The sequence below is a fragment of the Variovorax sp. 22077 genome, from assembly GCF_052044195.1.
Taxonomy (GTDB): domain Bacteria; phylum Pseudomonadota; class Gammaproteobacteria; order Burkholderiales; family Burkholderiaceae_C; genus Variovorax; species Variovorax atrisoli.
Window position 1 is genome coordinate 1 of the sequence record NZ_JBQEQC010000003.1, and the last position, 18933, is coordinate 18933.

19 protein-coding genes and 1 pseudogene are annotated in these 18933 nt (G+C 69.6%); 9 read left to right on the forward strand and 11 right to left on the reverse strand.

Annotated elements, in window-relative coordinates; genetic code table 11:
- From ACTJLF_RS04505 to ACTJLF_RS04520, 4 genes and pseudogenes are all read left to right on the forward strand, one after another.
- A pseudogene (locus tag ACTJLF_RS04505) lies at positions 1-199 on the forward strand (peptide ABC transporter ATP-binding protein); the annotation flags it as partial.
- A 115-nt stretch (positions 200-314) separates the two neighbouring features.
- A complete protein-coding gene (locus ACTJLF_RS04510) occupies positions 315-1808 on the forward strand; it encodes an ABC transporter substrate-binding protein (RefSeq protein ID WP_440882585.1) in 1494 nt (497 codons plus the stop codon).
- Positions 1809-2046: 238 nt separating this feature from the next.
- Positions 2047-3534, forward strand: coding sequence for an ABC transporter substrate-binding protein (locus ACTJLF_RS04515; RefSeq protein WP_440882586.1), 1488 nt, complete (start codon positions 2047-2049; stop codon positions 3532-3534).
- A 167-nt stretch (positions 3535-3701) separates the two neighbouring features.
- Positions 3702-5114: an amidase gene (locus ACTJLF_RS04520; RefSeq protein WP_440882587.1), complete on the forward strand. Its 1413-nt coding sequence runs from the start codon at positions 3702-3704 to the stop codon at positions 5112-5114.
- Positions 5115-5123: 9 nt separating this feature from the next.
- Here the strand turns inward: ACTJLF_RS04520 and ACTJLF_RS04525 are convergent, their stop codons facing one another.
- A complete protein-coding gene (locus ACTJLF_RS04525) occupies positions 5124-5753 on the reverse strand; it encodes a YitT family protein (protein ID WP_019658562.1) in 630 nt (209 codons plus the stop codon).
- A gap of 43 nt (positions 5754-5796) precedes the next feature.
- Positions 5797-6657 carry a LysR family transcriptional regulator gene (locus ACTJLF_RS04530; protein ID WP_019658563.1) on the reverse strand — a complete coding sequence of 287 codons (861 nt, stop codon included), beginning with the start codon at positions 6655-6657 and terminating at the stop codon, positions 5797-5799.
- Between the two features lie 112 nt (positions 6658-6769).
- Between ACTJLF_RS04530 and ACTJLF_RS04535 the strand changes: the two genes are divergently transcribed.
- The 3 genes from ACTJLF_RS04535 (at position 6770) to ACTJLF_RS04545 (ending at position 10473) form a co-directional block, all read left to right on the forward strand.
- A complete protein-coding gene (locus tag ACTJLF_RS04535) occupies positions 6770-7168 on the forward strand; it encodes a tautomerase family protein (RefSeq protein WP_019658564.1) in 399 nt (132 codons plus the stop codon).
- A gap of 196 nt (positions 7169-7364) precedes the next feature.
- Positions 7365-8735 carry a tetratricopeptide repeat protein gene (locus ACTJLF_RS04540; protein WP_440882588.1) on the forward strand — a complete coding sequence of 457 codons (1371 nt, stop codon included), beginning with the start codon at positions 7365-7367 and terminating at the stop codon, positions 8733-8735.
- 142 nt (positions 8736-8877) lie between these two features.
- Positions 8878-10473 carry an N-acyl-D-amino-acid deacylase family protein gene (locus ACTJLF_RS04545; protein ID WP_440882589.1) on the forward strand — a complete coding sequence of 532 codons (1596 nt, stop codon included), beginning with the start codon at positions 8878-8880 and terminating at the stop codon, positions 10471-10473.
- Positions 10474-10483: 10 nt separating this feature from the next.
- Here the strand turns inward: ACTJLF_RS04545 and ACTJLF_RS04550 are convergent, their stop codons facing one another.
- Together ACTJLF_RS04550 and ACTJLF_RS04555 are read right to left on the reverse strand one after the other, a co-directional pair.
- Complete coding sequence (locus ACTJLF_RS04550) at positions 10484-11182, reverse strand: histidine phosphatase family protein (protein ID WP_019658567.1); 699 nt, start codon at positions 11180-11182, stop codon at positions 10484-10486.
- A 43-nt stretch (positions 11183-11225) separates the two neighbouring features.
- On the reverse strand, positions 11226-11870 hold the full coding sequence (locus tag ACTJLF_RS04555) for a Yip1 family protein (RefSeq protein ID WP_019658568.1): 645 nt from the start codon (positions 11868-11870) through the stop codon (positions 11226-11228).
- Between the two features lie 125 nt (positions 11871-11995).
- Here ACTJLF_RS04555 and ACTJLF_RS04560 point away from each other — a divergent pair, with 125 nt between their 5' ends.
- The gene (locus ACTJLF_RS04560) at positions 11996-12703 is read left to right on the forward strand and encodes an alpha/beta fold hydrolase (protein WP_440882590.1); all 708 of its coding nucleotides are present in this window, start codon (positions 11996-11998) and stop codon (positions 12701-12703) included.
- Between the two features lie 25 nt (positions 12704-12728).
- On the opposite strand, the gene pcp is transcribed toward ACTJLF_RS04560, so the two are convergent.
- The 7 genes from pcp to ACTJLF_RS04595 form a co-directional block, all read right to left on the reverse strand.
- Positions 12729-13391, reverse strand: a complete 663-nt coding sequence (gene pcp, locus ACTJLF_RS04565; RefSeq protein WP_440882591.1) for a pyroglutamyl-peptidase I — start codon at positions 13389-13391, stop codon at positions 12729-12731.
- 23 nt (positions 13392-13414) lie between these two features.
- Entirely contained in the window at positions 13415-14155 is a 741-nt protein-coding gene (gene pxpA, locus ACTJLF_RS04570; protein ID WP_126184557.1) for a 5-oxoprolinase subunit PxpA, read from the reverse strand.
- 40 nt (positions 14156-14195) lie between these two features.
- On the reverse strand, positions 14196-15194 hold the full coding sequence (locus ACTJLF_RS04575; RefSeq protein WP_440882592.1) for a biotin-dependent carboxyltransferase family protein: 999 nt from the start codon (positions 15192-15194) through the stop codon (positions 14196-14198).
- Positions 15191-15838 (reverse strand): 5-oxoprolinase subunit PxpB, encoded by a 648-nt coding sequence (gene pxpB, locus ACTJLF_RS04580; protein WP_019658577.1) that lies wholly within the window; start codon positions 15836-15838, stop codon positions 15191-15193. The genes ACTJLF_RS04575 and pxpB overlap by 4 nt, the downstream gene beginning before the upstream one ends.
- A gap of 147 nt (positions 15839-15985) precedes the next feature.
- Positions 15986-16489 (reverse strand): pantetheine-phosphate adenylyltransferase, encoded by a 504-nt coding sequence (coaD, locus tag ACTJLF_RS04585; RefSeq protein ID WP_019658578.1) that lies wholly within the window; start codon positions 16487-16489, stop codon positions 15986-15988.
- Between the two features lie 43 nt (positions 16490-16532).
- Entirely contained in the window at positions 16533-17210 is a 678-nt protein-coding gene (locus ACTJLF_RS04590) for an RsmD family RNA methyltransferase (RefSeq protein WP_354412284.1), read from the reverse strand.
- 35 nt (positions 17211-17245) lie between these two features.
- Positions 17246-17884: a LysE/ArgO family amino acid transporter gene (locus tag ACTJLF_RS04595; protein WP_440882593.1), complete on the reverse strand. Its 639-nt coding sequence runs from the start codon at positions 17882-17884 to the stop codon at positions 17246-17248.
- Between the two features lie 88 nt (positions 17885-17972).
- On the opposite strand from ACTJLF_RS04595, the gene ACTJLF_RS04600 reads away from it, so the two are divergent.
- Positions 17973-18887 carry a LysR family transcriptional regulator ArgP gene (locus ACTJLF_RS04600; protein WP_440882594.1) on the forward strand — a complete coding sequence of 305 codons (915 nt, stop codon included), beginning with the start codon at positions 17973-17975 and terminating at the stop codon, positions 18885-18887.
- Positions 18888-18933 lie beyond the last annotated feature (46 nt).

Below are 18933 nucleotides of genomic sequence, written 5' to 3' on the forward strand. Positions count from 1 at the left end.
CATCAGCTACCTGCTCATCAGCCACGACCTCGCGGTGGTCAACCACCTCTGCGACAACGTGTGCGTGGTCTTCAAGGGACGCATCGTGGAACAGGGAGCGCCTGCCGATCTCTTCCAGCACGCGCAGCACGAGTACACGCGCACGCTGCTCGACGCGGTGCCGCGCACGCCCGCAGGCGGCACGCTGCTGCCGGGCTGAGCTGACATCGAAGCGTCGCTCATCCTGCTTAGGATGAGTGGGTCATAAGCATCTGGTTGCGCACCTGCGCGCCGTCGCGGATGATGCCTGCCCCCTGTTTCGAGGACTCCGCTTCATGCTCAAACGACGCACCCTGCTCGCCACCGGCGCCGCAGCCCTGACACCGCTGGCCCTGCCGACGCTCGCGCTGGCGCAGAAGAGAAAGGATGCGCTGGTCATCGGCCTCACGCTGGAACCCACTGGGCTGGACCCCACGGCCAAGGCCGGCGCGGAGATCGCAGAGGTGGTGCTCTACACCATCTTCGAGACCCTCACCAAGATCAACTCCGACGGCAGCGTCACGCCGCTCTTGGCCGAAAGCTGGGAAGTCTCGCCCGACCTGAAGACGCTCACCTTCAAGCTGCGGCGCGGCGTGAAGTTTCAGAACGGCGAGCCCTTCAACGCGCAGAGCGTGAAGTTCTCGTTCGACCGCGCGGCGGCCGCCAACAGCACCAACAAGGACAAGCGAACCTTCACCAACATCGCCACGCAGGTGGTCGACGAGCACACGGTGGTGCTGATCACCAAGGAGATCGAGCCCGACCTGCTGTTCCTGCTCGGGCAGGCCTCGGCCATCATCGTCGAGCCCAAGACAGTGGAGACCAACGCCACCAGGCCCGTCGGCACCGGCCCCTACCGGCTCGACAACTGGGCCAAGGGCTCGAGCATCGTGCTCGCCAAGTGGGACGGCTGGCGCAACGCCGACTCCGTGCAGATCCGCAAGGCCAGCTTCCGCTTCATCTCCGAACCGGCGGCGCAGACCACCGCGCTGCTCTCGGGCGACGTCGACCTGTTCCCGCACGCATCGGTGTCGCGCAGCCTGCCGCAGTTCCAGAACGACAAGCGCTTCCAGGTGGTGTTCAACGCCTCGCGCGGCAAGACCATCCTCGCCATCAACAACAGGCGCAAGCCGCTGGACGACGTGCGCGTGCGCCGAGCGATCTCCGCGGCCATCGACCGCAAGGCAGTGATCGAAGCCGCCGCCGACGGCCGGGGCATTCCCATCGGCAGCCACTACGTGCCGGGCGCGCCCGGCTACGTCGACACCACGGGCATCAACGCCTACGACGTGGAGAAGGCGAAGAGGCTGCTGGCCGAGGCCGGCGTGAAGACGCCGCTCGAGCTCGAATTGGTGCTGCCGCCCCCACCCTACGCGCGCCAGGGCGGCGAGCTCATCGCCGCGCAGCTCGCCAAGGTCGGCATCGTCGCGAAGATCCAGAACGTCGAATGGGCGCAGTGGATCAGCGGCACCTACGGCAACAAGAACTACGACCTCTCGCTGATCCTGCACGTCGAGCCCTTCGACCTCGTCAACTACACCAAGCCCGACTACTACTGGGGCTACCAGTCGGCGAAGTTCAACGAGGTCTTCGAGAAGGCGCGCAACGCGGCGCGCCCGGCCGACCGCCTGCGCTACCTGGGCGACGCCCAGCGGCTGCTGGCGGAAGACGCGGCCAACGTGTTCCTGTACCAGCCGCAGTTCATCACCGTGGCCGGACGCAACCTGCGCGGGCTGTGGAAGGACACGCCGATCTTCGTGAACGACATCGCGTCCCTGTCCTGGGCCTGAGCCCGGCGCGCCTCTGCCGCAGCCGCTGCAGGGCACTACGGGAAGCTCCCGAGTAAAAACCGGCCCGCGGGCCGCGCGGCGGCGCGCCCTCTGCATGAAAATGGCCGATCGCGCAGGTGGCATCTTTCGTGCTGCGTGTCGTGTCTTTCGCGGTGCCGCGCATCCCTTCGGGGCACGGCGCGCGCCGCAGCAGTCGTCCGCCATTCGAACCTGGCATGTTTTTCCGGAGATCACACGTATGCTGAACCGTCGCACCCTCCTTGCCTCCGCCGGCGCCGCCGTTGCGCTGGCCAGCCCGCTCGCCGCCATGGCGCAGGGCAGGAAGGACGCCATCGTGATCGGCATGGCGCTCGAACCGCCGGGGCTGGACCCGACCACCGGCGCCGCGGCCGCCATCGCCGAGGTGGTGCAGTACAACATCCTCGAGACGCTCACCAAGATCAATTCCGACGGCAGCGTCACGCCGCTGTTGGCCGAGAGCTGGGAGATCTCCCCCGACCTCAAGACCTACACCTTCAAGCTGAAGCGCGGCGTGAAGTACCAGAACGGCGAGCCCTTCAACGCGGCCGCGGTCAAGTTCTCGTTCGACCGCGCCGGCAGCGAGAAGAGCACCAACAAGGACAAGCGCACCTTCGCCAACCTCAGCACGCAGGTGGTCGACGACTACACGGTGGTCATCATCAACAAGGAGATCGACCCCGACCTGCCCTTCGTGCTGGGCCAGGCCACAGCCGTCATCGTCGAGCCCAAGAGCGCCGACGGCAACGCCACCAAGCCGGTCGGCACCGGCCCCTACAAGCTCGACAACTGGGCCAAGGGCTCGTCGATCACGCTGAGCAAGTGGGAAGGCTTCCGCAGCCCGGCCACCGCGAAGATCAACAAGGTCACCTTCCGCTTCATCTCCGACACGGCCGCGCAGGCCGCGGCCATGCTCTCGGGCGACATCGACGTGTTCCCGCGCATCGGCACGCGCGTGGTGCAGCAGTTCAAGATGAACCCGCAGTTCCAGGTGATCCTGGCCGGTTCGCGCGCCAAGACCATCCTGTCGATCAACAACAAGAGGAAGCCGCTGGACGACGTTCGCGTGCGCCGCGCCATCCTCGCGGCCATCGACCGCAAGGCCTTCATCGAAGGCGCAGCCGACGGCTTCGGCGTGCCCATCGGCAGCCACTACGTGCCGGGCGCGGCGGGCTATGTCGACACCACCGGCATCAACCCCTTCGACATCGAGAAGGCCAAGAAGCTGCTGGCCGAGGCCGGCGTGAAGACGCCGCTCGAACTGAAGATGACGCTGCCTCCGCCGCCGTACGCACGCCAGGGCGGCGAGGTGATCGTGGCGCAACTGGCCAAGATCGGCATCGTGGTGAAGGTGCAGAACGTCGAGTGGGCCCAGTGGCTCAGCGGCACCTACGGCAACAAGGACTACGACCTGTCGATCGTGTCGCACGTGGAGCCCTTCGACCTCGGCAACTACGCCAAGCCCGACTACTACTGGGGCTACCAGTCGAAGGCCTTCGACACGCTGTTCGACAAGATCAAGACCACCGCCAACGCCACCGAGCGCAACAAGCTGCTGGGCGACGCACAGAAGATGCTGGCCACCGATGCGGCCAACGGGTTCCTGTACCAGCCGCAGTTCCCGACCGTCGCGAAGAAGAACGTGAAGGGCATCTGGAAAGAGAACCCCATCTTCGTGAACGACCTCTCCGCACTGTCGTGGAGTTGATGAGGCTCGCCCCCAGGCTTCGCGCACTTCGTGTCGCTTCGCCAACCCCCTGCCGGGGGCAACACCGGTGGCCCGGCAAAGCCGGTTCCACGGTGTTCCACGAAGGAGCCATGGGCATCTCGTGCGCTGTGAATCGCTCGGAATGCAGAGCTTGAGTGAGTGAAGCAATGTCCGATGCCGCCTTGCTGAGCAGTCTTTCCGCGCAGGAGCTTTCCGCCGCCTACCGCGACCGCAAGCTCTCGCCGGTCGAGGTCACGCAGGACGTGATCGCGCAGCTGGAGCGCTGGGAGCCGCATCTGCAGGCCACCTGGCTGTTCAGGCCCGAGGCTGCGCTCGAACAGGCGCGGGCCTCGGAGGCGCGCTGGCTGCGCGGCGATGCGCGCGGGCCGCTGGACGGGGTGCCGGCCACCATCAAGGAAAACATCGCGACGCGCGGCGACCCGATGCCGGCAGGCACCGCCGCCGTCGACCTGAAGCCCGCGAGCGCGGATGCCCCGCCCGCGGCGCGCCTGAAGGAAGCCGGCGCGGTGATCCTGAGCAAGACCACGATGCCGGACTACGGCATGCTGTCTTCGGGTCTCTCCAGCTTCCACACGCTGGCGCGCAATCCGTGGGACCTGCGCCTGACGCCCGGCGGCTCGAGCGCGGGTGCCGGTGCGGCTGCAGCGGCCGGTTACGGTCCGCTGCACCTGGGCACCGACATCGGCGGCTCGCTGCGCCTGCCCGCGAGCTGGTGCGGCGTCTTCACGCTCAAGCCCAGCCTGGGACGCGTTCCCATCGATCCGCCCTACATGGGCCGCGCGGCAGGGCCGATGACGCGCACCGTGGGCGACGCGGCACTGCTGATGCAGGCGCTGTCGAAGCCCGATGCGCGCGACAGCATGGGCCTGCCGCCGCAGGACATCGCCTGGGCGAGCTTCGACGTCGCGCCCGACCATCTGCGCGGCCTGCGCTTCGGCCTGCTGCTCGACGCGGGCTGCGGGCTGGCGGTGGAGCCAGAGATCCAGGCAGCGGTCGAGCAGGCTGCGCGCCTGCTGGAGAAGGCGGGCGCCGTCATCGAGCCGATGCAGCCCTTCATGTCGCAGGCCATGCTCGACGGCATGGACCACTTCTGGCGCATGCGCTCGCTGGTGGACATGAAGAGCCTGCGCGCCGACCAGCGCGCGAAGGTGCTGCCCTACATCCGCGAATGGGCCGAGAGCGCGGCGGAGTTCAGCGGCGAACACGTGTTCCGCGGCTTCAGCCAGTTCCATGCGACGCGCGTGGCCGCCGTGAGCGCCTGCGCGCGCTTCGACTACGTGATCTCGCCCGTGTCGCCCAACATGCCGGCCGCGGCCGAGGCGCCCTCGCCCACCAACGACCCGCTGCGGCCGCTGGAGCACATCGGCTTCACCGTGCCGTTCAACATGTCGGAGCAGCCGGCCGCCTCGGTGAACTGCGGGTACTCGGCTTCGGGCCTGCCGATCGGGCTGCAGATCGCCGGCCAGCGCTTCGACGACCTCGGCGTGCTGCGCGTGGCACGCGCCTTCGAGCAGATCCGCGAACCGCAGCGGCCCTGGCCCCTGCCGCCCGGCCGCTAGCGGAGCACCTCAGGTCGCCGCATAGCGCCCGGGCTTGTGGTTGATCCAGAGAAAGAGCCCCATCACCACCGCGGCCAGCACCGACCAGCCCACCCGCTGCGGCGGGATCACGCACAGGGCGAGCAGCACCACCGTGCAGTCGATGCCGATCTGCACCTTGCCGGCCGGCCAGCCGCGCTTTTCCTGCAGATAGAGCGTGAGCACCGTCGCGCCGCCCAGGCTGGCGCGGTGGCGGGCGAGGAACAGGCAGCCGGTGCCCAGCATCAGGCCGCCGAGCACGGCCGCGAAGGCCGGATGCAGCGAATAGATGGACAGGTAGCGCGGCGCCAGGTCGGTCATCACCGAGAGCAGCGCGATGGCAGAGAAGGTCTTGAGCGTGAACGCCCGGCCCATGTGGCGCCAGGCGAACCAGTAGAACGGCAGGTTGACCAGGAAGAACAGCTTGCCGAAGCTCGCGCCTGTGGCGTAGTGCAGCAGGAACGCGACGCCGGCCGTGCCGCCGGTGAGCAGGCCGGCCTGCCCGAAAAGCATCATCGCGATGGCGACGAAGAGCGTGCCCGAGAAGATGGCCTGCGCGTCGTCGAAGCGGGTGTGCCGCAGCAGGTTCGGCGGGGAGGTCGTGGGAGGTGGCGCATCCATGGCGGGGGTGACGCAAATCCCGCGCCACCCCTGGCGCGGTTTGTCACATCAGGTGAGTGGCCAGCATTTCCCTCGCCCGGGTCACGAAGGCGGTCTCGCCCTTGCGCCCCGCCAGGAACTGGAACGCGACGCGCGGCAGCGCCGGCAGGCCGTGCGGGGTCGCCAGCCGCGTCACGCCGTCGCTGATGGCGGACTCGTTCAGGCAGGCCACGCCCAGCCCCGCCGCCAGTGCCGACTGAAGCCCCGCGACGCCCGAGGCGACATGCGCCAGCGCATAGGGCACGCGCCGGCGCCGCAGCAGCGACACGGTGAACTGGTGCAGCGAGCAGGTGTCGGGCAGGGCCAGCAGCCGCAGCGGCTCCCCGCGCACCAGCCGCATGCCCTCCGCACCGAGCCACACCAGCGATTCGCGCCTGAGCACCGCGCCCCGCGCCTCGGGCACGGAGGCTCCGGCGATGTTCATCGCGATGCCCACGTCGAAATCGCCGTGCGCATAGGCCGAGCGCAACGCGTCGCTCTTGAGGATGGTGACGTGCAGCCGCACCCGGGGATAGCTCTCGCCGAGCCGTCCCAGCAGCCGCGTGAGGTCGCCGGGCCGGAAGTAGTCGGTGACGGCCAGCCGCAGCTCGCCCTCCAGCGTCTCGCCATGCAGGTCGCGGAAAGCCTCGTCGCTCAGCGCCAGGATGCGCCGCGCATAGCCCAGCAGCCGCACGCCCGCCTCGGTGGGCGCCACGCCCGCCTTGCTGCGCGTGAGCAGCGACTGCCCCGCGCGCTCTTCCAGCTTGCGGATCTGCTCGCTCACCGACGACTGCGAGAGGAAGACGCGCGGCGCGGCCGCCGTGAGGCTGCCCGCGTCGACGACCGCGGCCAGGGTGCGCAATTGCTCCAGGTCGAATCCCTGCATCGTTGATCCATCCGTTTATCCGATGGAACGCATCATATCTTCCCGCTTTTCCGATTGCTTGGCGGTTCCCACAATCACCCCATCGACAACCCATTCATCCAAGGAGTCCGCCATGCCCCACATCGTCGTCCACCTCTCCGGCCAACCCGATGCCGAGCTCACCCGCAAGACCGTCGATGCCGTCGCCGAGCTCACGCAGAGCGTGCTCGGCAAGCAGCTGCCGGTGATCGCCATCACCGTGCAGTACATCGCCGCCGACGCATGGTTCATCGGCGGGCAGTCGCTGGCCTCGCTGGGCAAGTCGGCCTTCCACCTCGACATCAGCATCACCGACGAGACCAACACCAAGGCCGAGAAGGCACGCTACCTGCGCGAAGTGCACGCCGCCATGGCGAAGATCAGGCCCGACCTGCACGAGGTGTCGTACATCCACGTGATCGACGCACGCGGCGCGGCCTACGGCTACGGCGGCAGGACACAGGAGTACCGCCACCAGCAGGCCGGCGTATAGATTCACCCCCAGGCTCCGCGCACTTCGTGTCGCTTCTGCCGCCCCCTCGCCGGGTGCAACACCAGCGGCCCGGCAAAGCCGGTTCCGCGGTGTTCCTGGCCTTGGCAGTCGCAACTTCCTGCGTTGCGGGCACGGCAATGGCGCGGTGGAAAACAGTGCGACGCCGAAGCATTCCGGGGCATGGCACCATGCCGTCATGCCATCCGCAAATTCCCTCTCCGACAGCCTCGGCAACCCGCTCACGCTCGACGATGCCGCCAGCCTGCCGCTGGTCGACGACTTCGTCATGGGCTTCATCTCCAGCGAGGCCCGCGCGGTCAACCTGCTCGCGGTAGCCGATGCCGACGCGAGCCCCATCGTGCAGGCCTACTGCGCCACGCTGCACCTGTTCGCCGAATCGCGGGAAGCCGCGGCCAACGCGCGCCCTTTCCTTGCGAAGGCACGCGCCGGCGCGGCGCGCGCAACGCCGCGCGAGCAGCGCTACATCGCAGCCATCGAAGCCTGGGCCGAGGGCGACATCGCCCGCGCCATCGCGCTGCACGCCGAGCAGGCCCGCGAGCATCCGCGCGACCTGGTGTCGGTCAAGCTCGGCCAGTACCACTGCTTCAACACCGGCGACTGCCCCGGCATGCTGAAGCTCGCGCTCGCGGTGCTGCCCCATGCCGCCGACGTGCCCTACGTGCACGGCATGGCGGCCTTCGGCTACGAGCAGTGCCACCTGATGCGCGAGGCCGAGGCGAGCGCGCGCTGCGCCATCGCCATGTGCCGCAAGGAGCCGTGGGCGCACCATGCGCTGGCGCACGTGATGCTCACCGAGGGCCGGCTCTCCGAAGGGCTGGCGTTCATGGAAAGCGTGAGCGACACCTGGATCGGCCTCAACTCGTTCATGGTCACGCACAACTGGTGGCACATGGCGCTGTTCCTCATCGACCTGGGCCGCGATGCCGAGGCGCTCGCGGTGTACGACGAGCATGCCTGGGGCGTGGTGAAGGACTACTCGCAGGACCAGATCGGCGCCGTCTCGCTGCTCGCGCGGCTGGAGCTCGCGGGCATCGACGTGGGCCGCCGCTGGGAAGACGTCGCCGACCACCTGCGCCAGCGGCAGGCCGACCACGTACTGCCCTTCCTCGACCTTCAGTACCTCTACGGCCTGGCGCGCGCCGGCCGTCCCGAGGCCGAGGTCCTGCTGCGCAATATCGTGGCCTTCGCGCCCAACGCGCCGGCATCGACGCGCGCGGCATGGCAGCGCGTATGCGTGCCGGCGGCGCACGGACTGGTGGCGCATGCGCACGGCGATCTCGCGGCGGCGATCGAAGGGCTGGGCACGGCCCTGCCGCGCATGATCGAGATCGGCGGCAGCCACGCGCAGCGCGACCTGTTCGAGCAGGTGTATCTCGACGCGCTGGTGCGCAGCGGCACGCAGGCTTCGCTGTCCGCGGCACAGGGCATCCTGCAGCAGCAGCTCAACGGACAGCCCGAGTCGCTGCGCCTGCGCCGGCAGACGGCAGGCGTGTATGCCCGGCTCGGACTCGGGCAGCTGGCCGGAGGCACCACCGGCCTCGCCTGAACAAGATGGCGCAAGCGCCGGCGGCCCATGCCTTCAGGTCATGGGACATGGTGCAAAAGGAATTGGCGACAGCGTGCGGACGGCTCCTAGACTGGCCGCTCCATCCATGCAGACAACACGCCCTTCGCGGGCCGGGCCTTCCATGCACAAGTCCTTCGCCACGCTGGCCGTTCTCTCGGCCCTCGCGCCTTTCGCACCCGTCCTCCATGCCGCAGACGGCGCCCCGGTCGCCCTCGACCTGCTGCTGCGCGGCGGCACCGTCTACACCGGCGATTCGGACACCCCGGTGGTGGGCGACGTGGGCATCGCGGGAGATCGCATCGTGTTCGCGGGCAAGGCTGCGCCGACGCAGTTCACCGCGAAGCGCGTCATCGACGCCACCGGCATGGTGGTGGCGCCGGGCTTCATCGACGCGCACACGCATGCCGACGCCGACCTGCATTCCGGCGACCCGAAGAAGCGGCTGAACATCCCCTTCATCACGCAGGGCGTGACCACCGCGGTGATCGGCAACGACGGCTTCGGTGGCTTCGACATCGCTGCGCAGGCGCAGAAGCTGCGCGCGGCGCCGGTGGGCACCAACGTGGCCATGTACGTGGGCTTCGGCCCGGTGCGCATGAGCGAGCTGGGCGAGGCCAACCGCGCGCCGACGCCCGAACAGCTGGAGGCGATGAAGAAGCGTGTGAGCCAGGGCATGTGCGAAGGCGCGCTGGGCCTCTCCACCGGGCTCTTCTACACGCCGCAGAACTTCTCGAAGACCGAGGAGGTCATCGAGCTCGCGAAGGTGGCGGCGCGGCACGGCGGCCTCTACGACAGCCACATCCGCGACGAGTCCATGTACAACATCGGCCTGAAGGGCTCCATCGACGAGGTGATCCGCATCGGCCACGAGGCGAAGCTGCCGGTGCACGTGGCGCACATCAAGGCGCTGGGCGTCGACGTGCAGGGCCAGAGCGGCGACATCATCAGGCGCATCGAGAAGGAGCGCGCGCAAGGCCTGGACATCACGGCAGACCACTATCCGTGGACCGCGTCGAGCACCCGCTTCTCTGCCGCGCTGCTGCCGCCCTGGGCCAACGAAGGCGGCCGTGCGGCAACGCTGCAGCGCTTCGACGACGCCTCGCAGCAGGAGCGCCTGCGCAAGGACATGCGCGAGAACCTGCGGCTGCGCGGCGGCCCCGAGGCCATCCTGTTCTCGGCCGGAAGCACGAAGTACGTGGGCAAGACGCTGGCCGACGTGGCCAAGGCATCGAACGCCGATCCGGTGGACGCCGCCATCGCGGTGCTGCGAGACGGCGACCTGATGATCGCCTCGTTCAACCAGAGCGACGACGACGTGCGCGCCTTCATGAAGCGGCCCTGGGTCATGACCTCGTCGGATTCGTCGCTGGGCCATCCGCGCGCCTACGGCACCTTCGCGCGCAAGTACGACCAGTATGTGGTCAAGGAGCACACGATCTCGCTGGCGCAGTTCATCCGCAGCAGCTCGTCGCTGACGGCCGACACGCTGGGACTGAAGCAGCGCGGCCACCTGCGTCCGGGCTACTACGCGGACGTGGTGGTGTTCGATCCGGCCCGCTATGCGGCCAGGGCCACCTACACGCAGCCGGCGCTGCTGTCGGAAGGCGTGAACACGGTGCTGGTGAACGGCCAGCTCGCGGTCGACGGCGGCAAGCCCACGGGCGTGGGCGCCGGCCAGCCGCTGCTGCGCACGCCGAAGGCCGGCAGCTGCGGCTGAGGCTGCCGCCTCAGTCCTTGCTCTTCAGGTGCCGCGTCTGGTCGTAGGTCGGCTGCGGCGGCAGGTCGGCCAGGTGGCGGGCGTCGGCCCACTCGACGATCTCGATGTCGTCGGGCCGCGAGGGGTCGGCGATGCGGATGCGGTTGAAGCCCGCGTTGGGAATCTCGCTTCGGCGCGGCCCGCTCAGGCTCAGGCCCCTGGCGGTGCGCCACACCATGTCGAGCACGCCGCCGTGGGTGACGACGATCAGGTGCTGCCCCCGGTGCGCGGCGGCGATGCTGCCCAGCGCCGCGATGATGCGCGCGTGGAACTCGCGCGCCGTCTCGCCCTCGGGCATGGCGTGGTCCTCGCGGAACTCCAGCCACTCTTCCCAGGCGCGGGGATGAAGGCTCTGGATCTCGTCGGAGCGCATGCCCTCGACCACGCCGAAGAACTGCTCGCGCAGGGCCGCCGAAGTGACCACCGGCAGCGCCAGCTGCTGCGCGCCGGGCGCCGCGGTCTGCTGCGCGCGCATGAGGTCGCTGCTGAAGATGTGCCGCACCGCCGTCTCGCTGGCCAGTCGCAGGCCGAGGCGGCGGGCCTGCTCGTGGCCCATGTCGTTGAGCGGAACGTCGGCATGCCCCTGGAAGCGAAGCTCGCGGTTCCAGGCGGTCTCGCCGTGGCGGATCAGGATCAGGTCGGTGGTGGTGTCGGGCTTGGGCGTTGGCATTGGCATTGGCATTGCCGCCCATTTTCCACCGTGCGCACGACGCTCAGGTATTCGCCCGCGCCGCCTGTTGCAGCACCGCCACCACGGTGTCGGCCGCAGGGGCCGCCCCCAGTCGCATTGGCGACGGCGTGAGCAGCGCCAGCACCCAGGCGATCACCACGCCGCCGACGATGGCGCAGACCACCACCACGGCGGTGTACGCGATGGCCTTGTCGGGCGGGCATTTCATGAGCACCGGCAGGCCGGTGTAGAGCAGGTAGATGCCGTACAGCGCCGCCAGCGCACCCAGCACCGACAGCGAAGGCAGCAGGCTGAAGACGCCACCGACGAACGCGGCGGTGCTCGCATAGGCCGACAGCTTGAGCGCGCCGATCTGGCTCCTGCTGCCCTCGAAGGTGGGCGCCATCGCGTCGATGATGAGCGCGAGCACGAACACCATCACCAGCGACAGCACGTAGCCCACGATCATGTTCGCGAGCCCCGAGGCCAGCGGCACGCGAAAGCTCACGCCGAAGGCGCCGACGCCGATCAGCGACAGGCCGATGAAGCTGGCCAGCGCCGGGATCAGCGCGAGGATCATCACGTAGTTCTTGTAGAGCGATGCGGCATCGGCCGGCTCGGCGTCGATCTCGGGCCAGGTGGCCTTCGGCTTGAGCAGGATGGCTTGGACGCGTTCGACAAGATTCATTGCGGGGTTCCTCTGCATTGCCTGCGAGTGTGCCGAGGCATGCGCGAAATGACTGCTGGCCATGAGGCCTATGCCGCGACCTATGCCGCTGCGCCGCGGGCCGCAATCGCGCAGAATCCCTGCCCATGCCCAATCTGATCCTGCTGCCCGGCCTCGCCTGCGACGAGCGCATCTGGGAAGCCCAGCTGCCCGCCCTTCCCTCCGCCTTCGGCGCCCGCGTGAGCGACGTCCAGCGGCACAACGACACCATCGAAGGCATGGCCGCGGCCGTGCTGCGCGACAACGAGGGCCAGCTGGTGCTGTGCGGCGCCTCGATGGGCGGCATGGTCGCCATGGAAGCCGCCCGCCAGGCGCCACAGCGCATCGCCGGCCTCGCGCTGCTCGGCACCAGCGCGCGGCCCGAGACACCCGAGATGTTCACGCTGCGCGAAGGCGCCATCGAATACTTCGAGCGCGGCGAGCTGCGCGACGTGATCGAGCCCAACGTCTACTTCGCCTTCCACCCAGCGCAGGCGGCCGACGAGGCGCTGGTGCAGCGCTACCTCGACATCGTGCTGGGCGCGGGCGCGCAGCAGCTCATCAGCCAGAACCGCGCAGTGATGCGGCGGCCCGACGCGCGCCTGCACCTCGCATCGGTGCGCACGCCGGTGCTGCTGATGTGCGGCAACGAGGACAAGCTCGCCCCCCCCGAATGCACCACCGAGATGGCAGCGCTTCTGCCGCAGGCCGAGGTGGTGTGGGTACCCGACTGCGGCCACATGCTGACGATGGAGAAGCCCGACATCGTCAACGCCGCGCTCAACCGCTGGCTCGCGAAGAACTTCCCCGCCTGACCGATCCCCGGACGCCCGCGGCCGCTCAGTGCAGCTGGCCGCCGGTCTCCGCCACGTCGTGCTCCACGGCCAGCGAAGTGGTCACCGCGATGCGCAGCGCCTTGACCATCGTCTCCAGCGACATGCTCGGCGCCCCTGGAAAGCGCGCCGCCTGTTCCGGCAGGTAGGGAATGTGGATGAAGCCGCCCCGCAGCCCCGGCCCCGGCTGCGTCGCGATGCGGTGCATCAGCCCGTAGAAGATGTGGTTGCACACGAAGGTGCCCGCGCTGTTGGACACCGAGGCCGGCACCCCCGCCGCGCGCAGCTCGCGCACCATCGCCTTGATCGGCAGCGTCGAGAAGTACGCCGCGGGCCCGCCCGGCACCACCGGCACGTCGATCGGCTCCCGGCCCTTGTTGTCGGCCGTGCGCGCGTCGTCAATGTTGATGGCGATGCGCTCCGGCGTGAACTCCGCGCGACCGCCCGCCTGGCCGATGCAAAGCACCAGCTGCGGCTCGAGCTCGTCCATGGCCGCCAGCAAGGCGTCGATGGCATCGCCGAAGACGCAGGGCACCAGGCGCGCATGCACGGTCGCGCGGCCGACCTTCCAGCCATCGAGCTCGCGCACGGCGTCCCAGGAGGGATTGCGCGCTTCCTGCTCGAAGGGTTCGAAGCCGGTGAGCAGGACTCTGGCGGATCTGACAGCCACGATGCGACTCACGTATTGGGCCGTCAGGCCATGGCCCCTACGGCTATGCCTTCCTGCTCCAGCCGCTCACGGATGCGACGCGCGAAGGCCAGCGCATGGGCGCCGTCGCCGTGCAGGCAGACGGTCTGCGCATTGACCGGCACCACGCTGCCGTCGATGGCGGTCACGCGGCGGTCGCGCACCAGCGAGAGGGTCTGCGCGAGGGACTGTTCCTCGCTCTCGATCAGCGCGCCGGGCTGGCTGCGCGGCACGAGGCTGCCATCGGGCATGTAACCGCGGTCGGCGAACACCTCTTCCACGGGTTCGAGGCCGGCGCGGCGGGCCGCGTCGATCATGTTGCTGCCCGCGAGGCCGAAGAACTTGAGCGAGGGGTCGAAGCGGCGCACGGCCTCGCACAGCGCATCGGCGAGTTCGGGCTCCTTCACGGCCTGGTTGTAGAGCTGGCCGTGGGCCTTCACGTGCGAGAGCCTGCCGCCCTCGGCCTTCACGATGGCCGCGAGCGCGCCCACCTGGTAGAGCACGTTGGCGACGATCTCCTCGGGCGGCAGGTGCATGGTGCTGCGGCCGAAGTTCTCGCGGTCGGGAAAGCTGGGGTGCGCGCCGATGGCCACGCCGTTGCGCATCGCCCAGCGCACGCATTGCTGCATGGTCTTCGCATCGCCGGCGTGCCAGCCGCAGGCAATGTTGGCGGAGCTCACCAGCGCGAGCAGCGCTTCGTCGTTGCCGGCGCCTTCGCCGAGGTCCGCGTTGAGGTCGATCTGCATGGCGAGGGGTCCTTTCTTTCTCTCTCGGTTTCAGCCCAGTCTATGACGCCGCCGGCCAGCCCGCAGCCGCAAGCCCTTGCGCCACCTGCGAGAGGTAGCGTTGCTGGTCGGCCCATGCGGCCAGCGCCTGCGGCTGGTCGACCTGCACGAGGCGCAGCCTGCCGTTGAGCGGCGCCTGCGCGAGCTTCCAGAGGTCGGCGCGGATGACCACGCCGATGCGCGGATAGCCGCCGGTGGTCTGCGCGTCGCCCATCAGGATGATCGGCTGGCCCGAAGGCGGCACCTGGATCGTGCCGGGGATCACGCCGGAGGAAAGCATGTCGCCGCTGCGCTTGCGCTTGAGCTCGGCGCCTTCGAGCCGGCTGCCCATGCGGTTGCTCTGCGGCGTGATGCGCCAGCGCTCGCCCCAGAGCTGCTCGCGCGCGGCCAGCGTGAACAGTTCGAACTCGGGGCCGGGCAGCACGCGCAGCGCAATGGCGCCATCGTCCTCGGCCGCGCCCCAGTCGGGGCCACGGATGCCGAAAGGCCGGCGTTCGCGCTGCGCGGCATCGAGCGCCGAAACGCCGGTCGGCAGCCGGTCGCCCTTGCGCAGTGCGCGGCCCTGGAGGCCGCCGAAGCCTGCCTTGAGATCGGTGCTGCGCGAGCCGAGGACCGGCGGCACGTCGACGCCGCCCGCCACCGCCAGCCAGCTTCGCACGCCGGACTTCCTCGTGCCGGGTGCATTGGCGCCCGCGAGCCTGAGCGTCTGGCCGGCCGCGACCGGCACGCTCCAGCAGGGCCACAGCGGCACGCCGTCGAGGGTGGCGCCGAAGTCGTCCCCGGTGAAGGCAATGCGCGTGTCGGCCTCGAACTGCAGTTCGCAGCCGCCCATGGTGAGCTCCAGCCCTGCCGCGCGATCGGCATTGCCCACCAGCCGGTTGGCCAGCGTGAGCGCGAGCACATCGAGCGCGCCGCCCGGGCAGATGCCGAGCTGGCGATGGCCGTGACGGCCAAGGTCCTGCACCGAGGCGAGCACGCCGGGTTTGCGGATGGCGATCATGTCTGCACGCTCTCGGCCACGAAGCGCACGCGGTCGCCGGGACGCAGCAGCGTCGGCGGCTCGGCCGCGGGATCGAACAGCTCCAGCGGCGTGCGGCCGATCAGCTGCCAGCCGCCCGGCGACACCAGCGGATAGATGCCGGTCTGCTCGCCGCCGATGCCGACCGATCGCGCCGGCACCGCAAGACGCGGCTCGGCACGCCGCGGCGTGGCGAGTTCGGGCGGCAGTCCGCCCATGAAACTGAAGCCGGGCAGGAAGCCCAGCAGGTAGACGACGTACTCGGCTCCGGTATGGCGCCGCACCACCTCGGCCGGCGTGAGGCCGGTGTGCGCCGCGACGTCGCCCAGGTCGGGCCCGTGCTCGCCGCCATAGGCCACCGGGATCTCGACCAGCCGGCCGCTGACAACGCCGGCGGACAGCTTCGGCCAGGCCTCGAGCACGTAGGCAGTGAGCGTGTCCAGATCGATCACGGTCGGATCGAAGGTGAGCGTCAGGTTGTTCATGCCCGGCAGCGTCTCGCCGATGCCGGGCCACTCCCGCGCATGCTCGGCCAGCGCCCAGATGCGCTGCTGCTGCGCAAGCGTGGCGGGCGCGGGCAGGTCGCACAGCAGTGCTGCGTCGCCCAGCAGATGCAGGCGGGGCAAGGGCGTGCCGCTCACCTCACACCCGCTTGCAGTTCGGCGTGAACCATTCGCGGGACACCGTGGAACCGGCTTTGCAGGGCCACCGGTGTCGCCCCCGGCGAGGGGGTTGGCGAAGCGACACGAAGTGCGCGCAGCCTGGGGGAGAACTTACTCACGCCCGAGGCTGCGGACCTTCGCCGCCAGCTGCTGCTCCACGTTGGGAGAGACGAACTTGTGGACCTCGCCGCCGAGCATCGCGATCTCGCGCACGAAGGTGCTGGAGATGAACTGGTACTTGTCGCTCGGCGTCAGGAAGACGGTTTCCACGTCGGGCATCAGCGAGCGGTTCATGCCGGCGAGCTGGAACTCGTAGTCGAAGTCGGTCACGGCGCGCAGGCCGCGCACCATGGCCTTGCCGCCGCGCGCGACGACGAAGTCGCGCAGCAGGCCCGAGAAGCTCTCGACGGACACCTGGTCGCTGTAGGGCTTCACGGCCTCGCGGGCCATGTCGATGCGTTCGGAAAGAGTGAAAAGCGCCTTCTTGTGATGGCCCGCCGCGACGGCGACGATCACCTTCGAAAAGAGCTGGGTGGCACGGCGCACCACGTCCTCGTGACCGAGGGTGATGGGATCGAAAGTGCCGGGATAAACCGCGATGACGTTGCTGGCCATGGTTGCTTCTTCCTCATGCTGCCGGTGCGGCTTGTCCGGCGGATTATGCAGTCCCCTGCGCGGCGGGCCGCAGCAGATGGGCATGCACGGCGCCGGCCTTCAGGTAGCGGAACTCGGCGAGGCCCAGGGCCGCGAGCTCCTCGCCGCTCCAGCGGCGCGGGGCCTCGAGATACACGGAACCCTCGGGGCGCAGCGCATGCGCGGCGGCACGAAGCGCGGGCTCGTAGAGCGCGAGATTGTCGAAGGGCGGATCGAGGAAGACGACGTCGAGGCTGCCCGCGGGCACGCGCTCGAGCGCGGTGACGCCGTTGCCGCGCTCGACGCGAACGGCCTCGGCTTCGAGCCTGGTCTTGATCGCCTGCATCTGCGCGACGAGCGCGGGGTCCTGCTCGCACAGCAGCACGTTGGCCGCGCCGCGCGAGGCGGCCTCGAAACCCAGCGCACCGGTGCCCGCGAAGGCATCCACGCACCGCCAGCCGGGAAGCTCGCCGCCACCGGCGCCGGCCAGGCTCGCGAGCCAGTTGAAGAGGGTCTCGCGCACGCGGTCGGGCGTGGGACGCAGGCCGGGCTTGTCGGCCACGGCCAGGCGGGTGCGCTTCCATTCGCCGCCGATGATGCGCACCTCGCTGGGTTTGGAGGGGCGCTTCACCGCCGGCTTGGGCTTGTTGCCGGCAGGTGCGGATCGGGAGGGTGAGGCTGCTTTCTTCTGGTGCTGGGGCATGCGGCGAGCTTAACGCCGCCAAATCCGCCGGCCTCTCAAGCCCCCGCCCACGCGCGCCGCAGCAGCATCGCCGACAGCACGAGCATGGTGCCGCCGATGAGCGCGTCGAGCATCTGCCAGGCGCGGGGCTTCGCAAACACTGGCGCGAGCAGCCGCGCGCCGAAGCCCAGCGAGGTGAACCACAGCACGCTCGCCATGGCAGCGCCCGCCACGAACCAGACCTTGAGCAGGCCCGCATACTGCGCGCCAGCGCTGCCCACCAGCAGCACCGTGTCGAGGTACACGTGCGGGTTCAGCAGCGTGAAGCCCGCCGCCTGCGCCACCACCGCCGCGCGCGACAGCGACGCCGCGCCCTGCGTCGAGGCCTGAAGCGCTGCCGGCTGCCGCGAGCGCCACAGCGCCCTGAGTCCGTAGGCGCACAGGAAGGCTGCCCCCAGTCCCGCGAGCACCGTGGCAAGCATCGGCCGCCCGTTCAGCGCCTGCGCCATGCCGGCCACGCCGGCACTGATGAGCACCGCGTCGCCGGCCGCGCAGAACAGCACCACCGCGCCCACGTGCTCTCGGCGCAGGCCCTGGCGCAGCACGTAGGCGTTCTGCGCGCCGATGGCGACGATGAGGACCAGGCTCATGAAGAGCCCGTTGGCGAAGGCGGTGGTGACTTGTACGGCTTGCATGCTTCGAGGATGCCGCCCGCACCGGATTAACTCAAACTAAACTTTCTTAATTTGATTCAGTTTTTCTTCATCTCTTGAGCCGCACCCCATGCTCGACTACGCCGCCCTGAACGCCCTCGCCGCCGTGGTGCGCGAAGGCAGCTTCGAACGCGCCGCGCGCGCGTTGCACGTCACGCCTTCCGCGGTGTCGCAGCGCATCAGGCAGCTGGAGGAGCGCACCGGCGGCGCGCTGCTGGTGCGCGGCCAGCCCTGCGTGGCGACCGAGGCCGGGCGGCAGTTGTGCCGGCATGTCGAGCGCGTGGGCATGCTGGAGCACGAGCTGCGCGATGCCCTGCCCGTCCTGGGCATGGGCGGCGACGAGGCCGGTGGCGAGCGCGTCACGATCCGCGTGGCAGTCAATGCAGACACGCTAGCGACCTGGTTCGTCGCCGCCGCGGCAGCCTTCACTGCACAGGAGCCGGGCGCGCTGCTCGACCTCACGGTGGACGACCAGGACCACACGGCCGAGCGGCTTCGCAGCGGCGCGGTGCTCGCGGCAGTCACCGCGCTGGCGCAGCCGGTGGCCGGCTGCAACAGCGAGGCGCTGGGCACCATGCGCTACGTCGCTGCCGCCAGCCCCGGCTTCGTGCGTGAGCATTTCGCCAAGGGCGTGGGCGCGCGCACGCTGGCGAGCGCGCCCAGCCTCGTGTTCGACCGCAAGGACAGATTGCAGGCGCGCTGGGTGCGGCGCATCTGCCACCGCAACGTCGAGACGCCCAGGCACTGGATTCCCTCGCCCACTGCCTTCGTCGAGGCGGCCTGCTCGGGGATGGGCTGGGGCATGCACCCGGTCAGCATGGTGGCCGGGGCGCTGAAGGAGGGAAGACTGATCGAGCTGGTGCCCGATTCGATGCTGCCGGTGCCACTCTACTGGCAGCACGCGCGCGCTGCGCCGAAGCTGCTGCAGCGTCTCGGCGCCACGGTGCGCGCGGCCGCTACGAGCGGTCCGCACGCCCTGGAGTAGCGCGGCCCCAGCCTGCGCCGTCCCCTCGCCGCGGCGACAGCGGCAG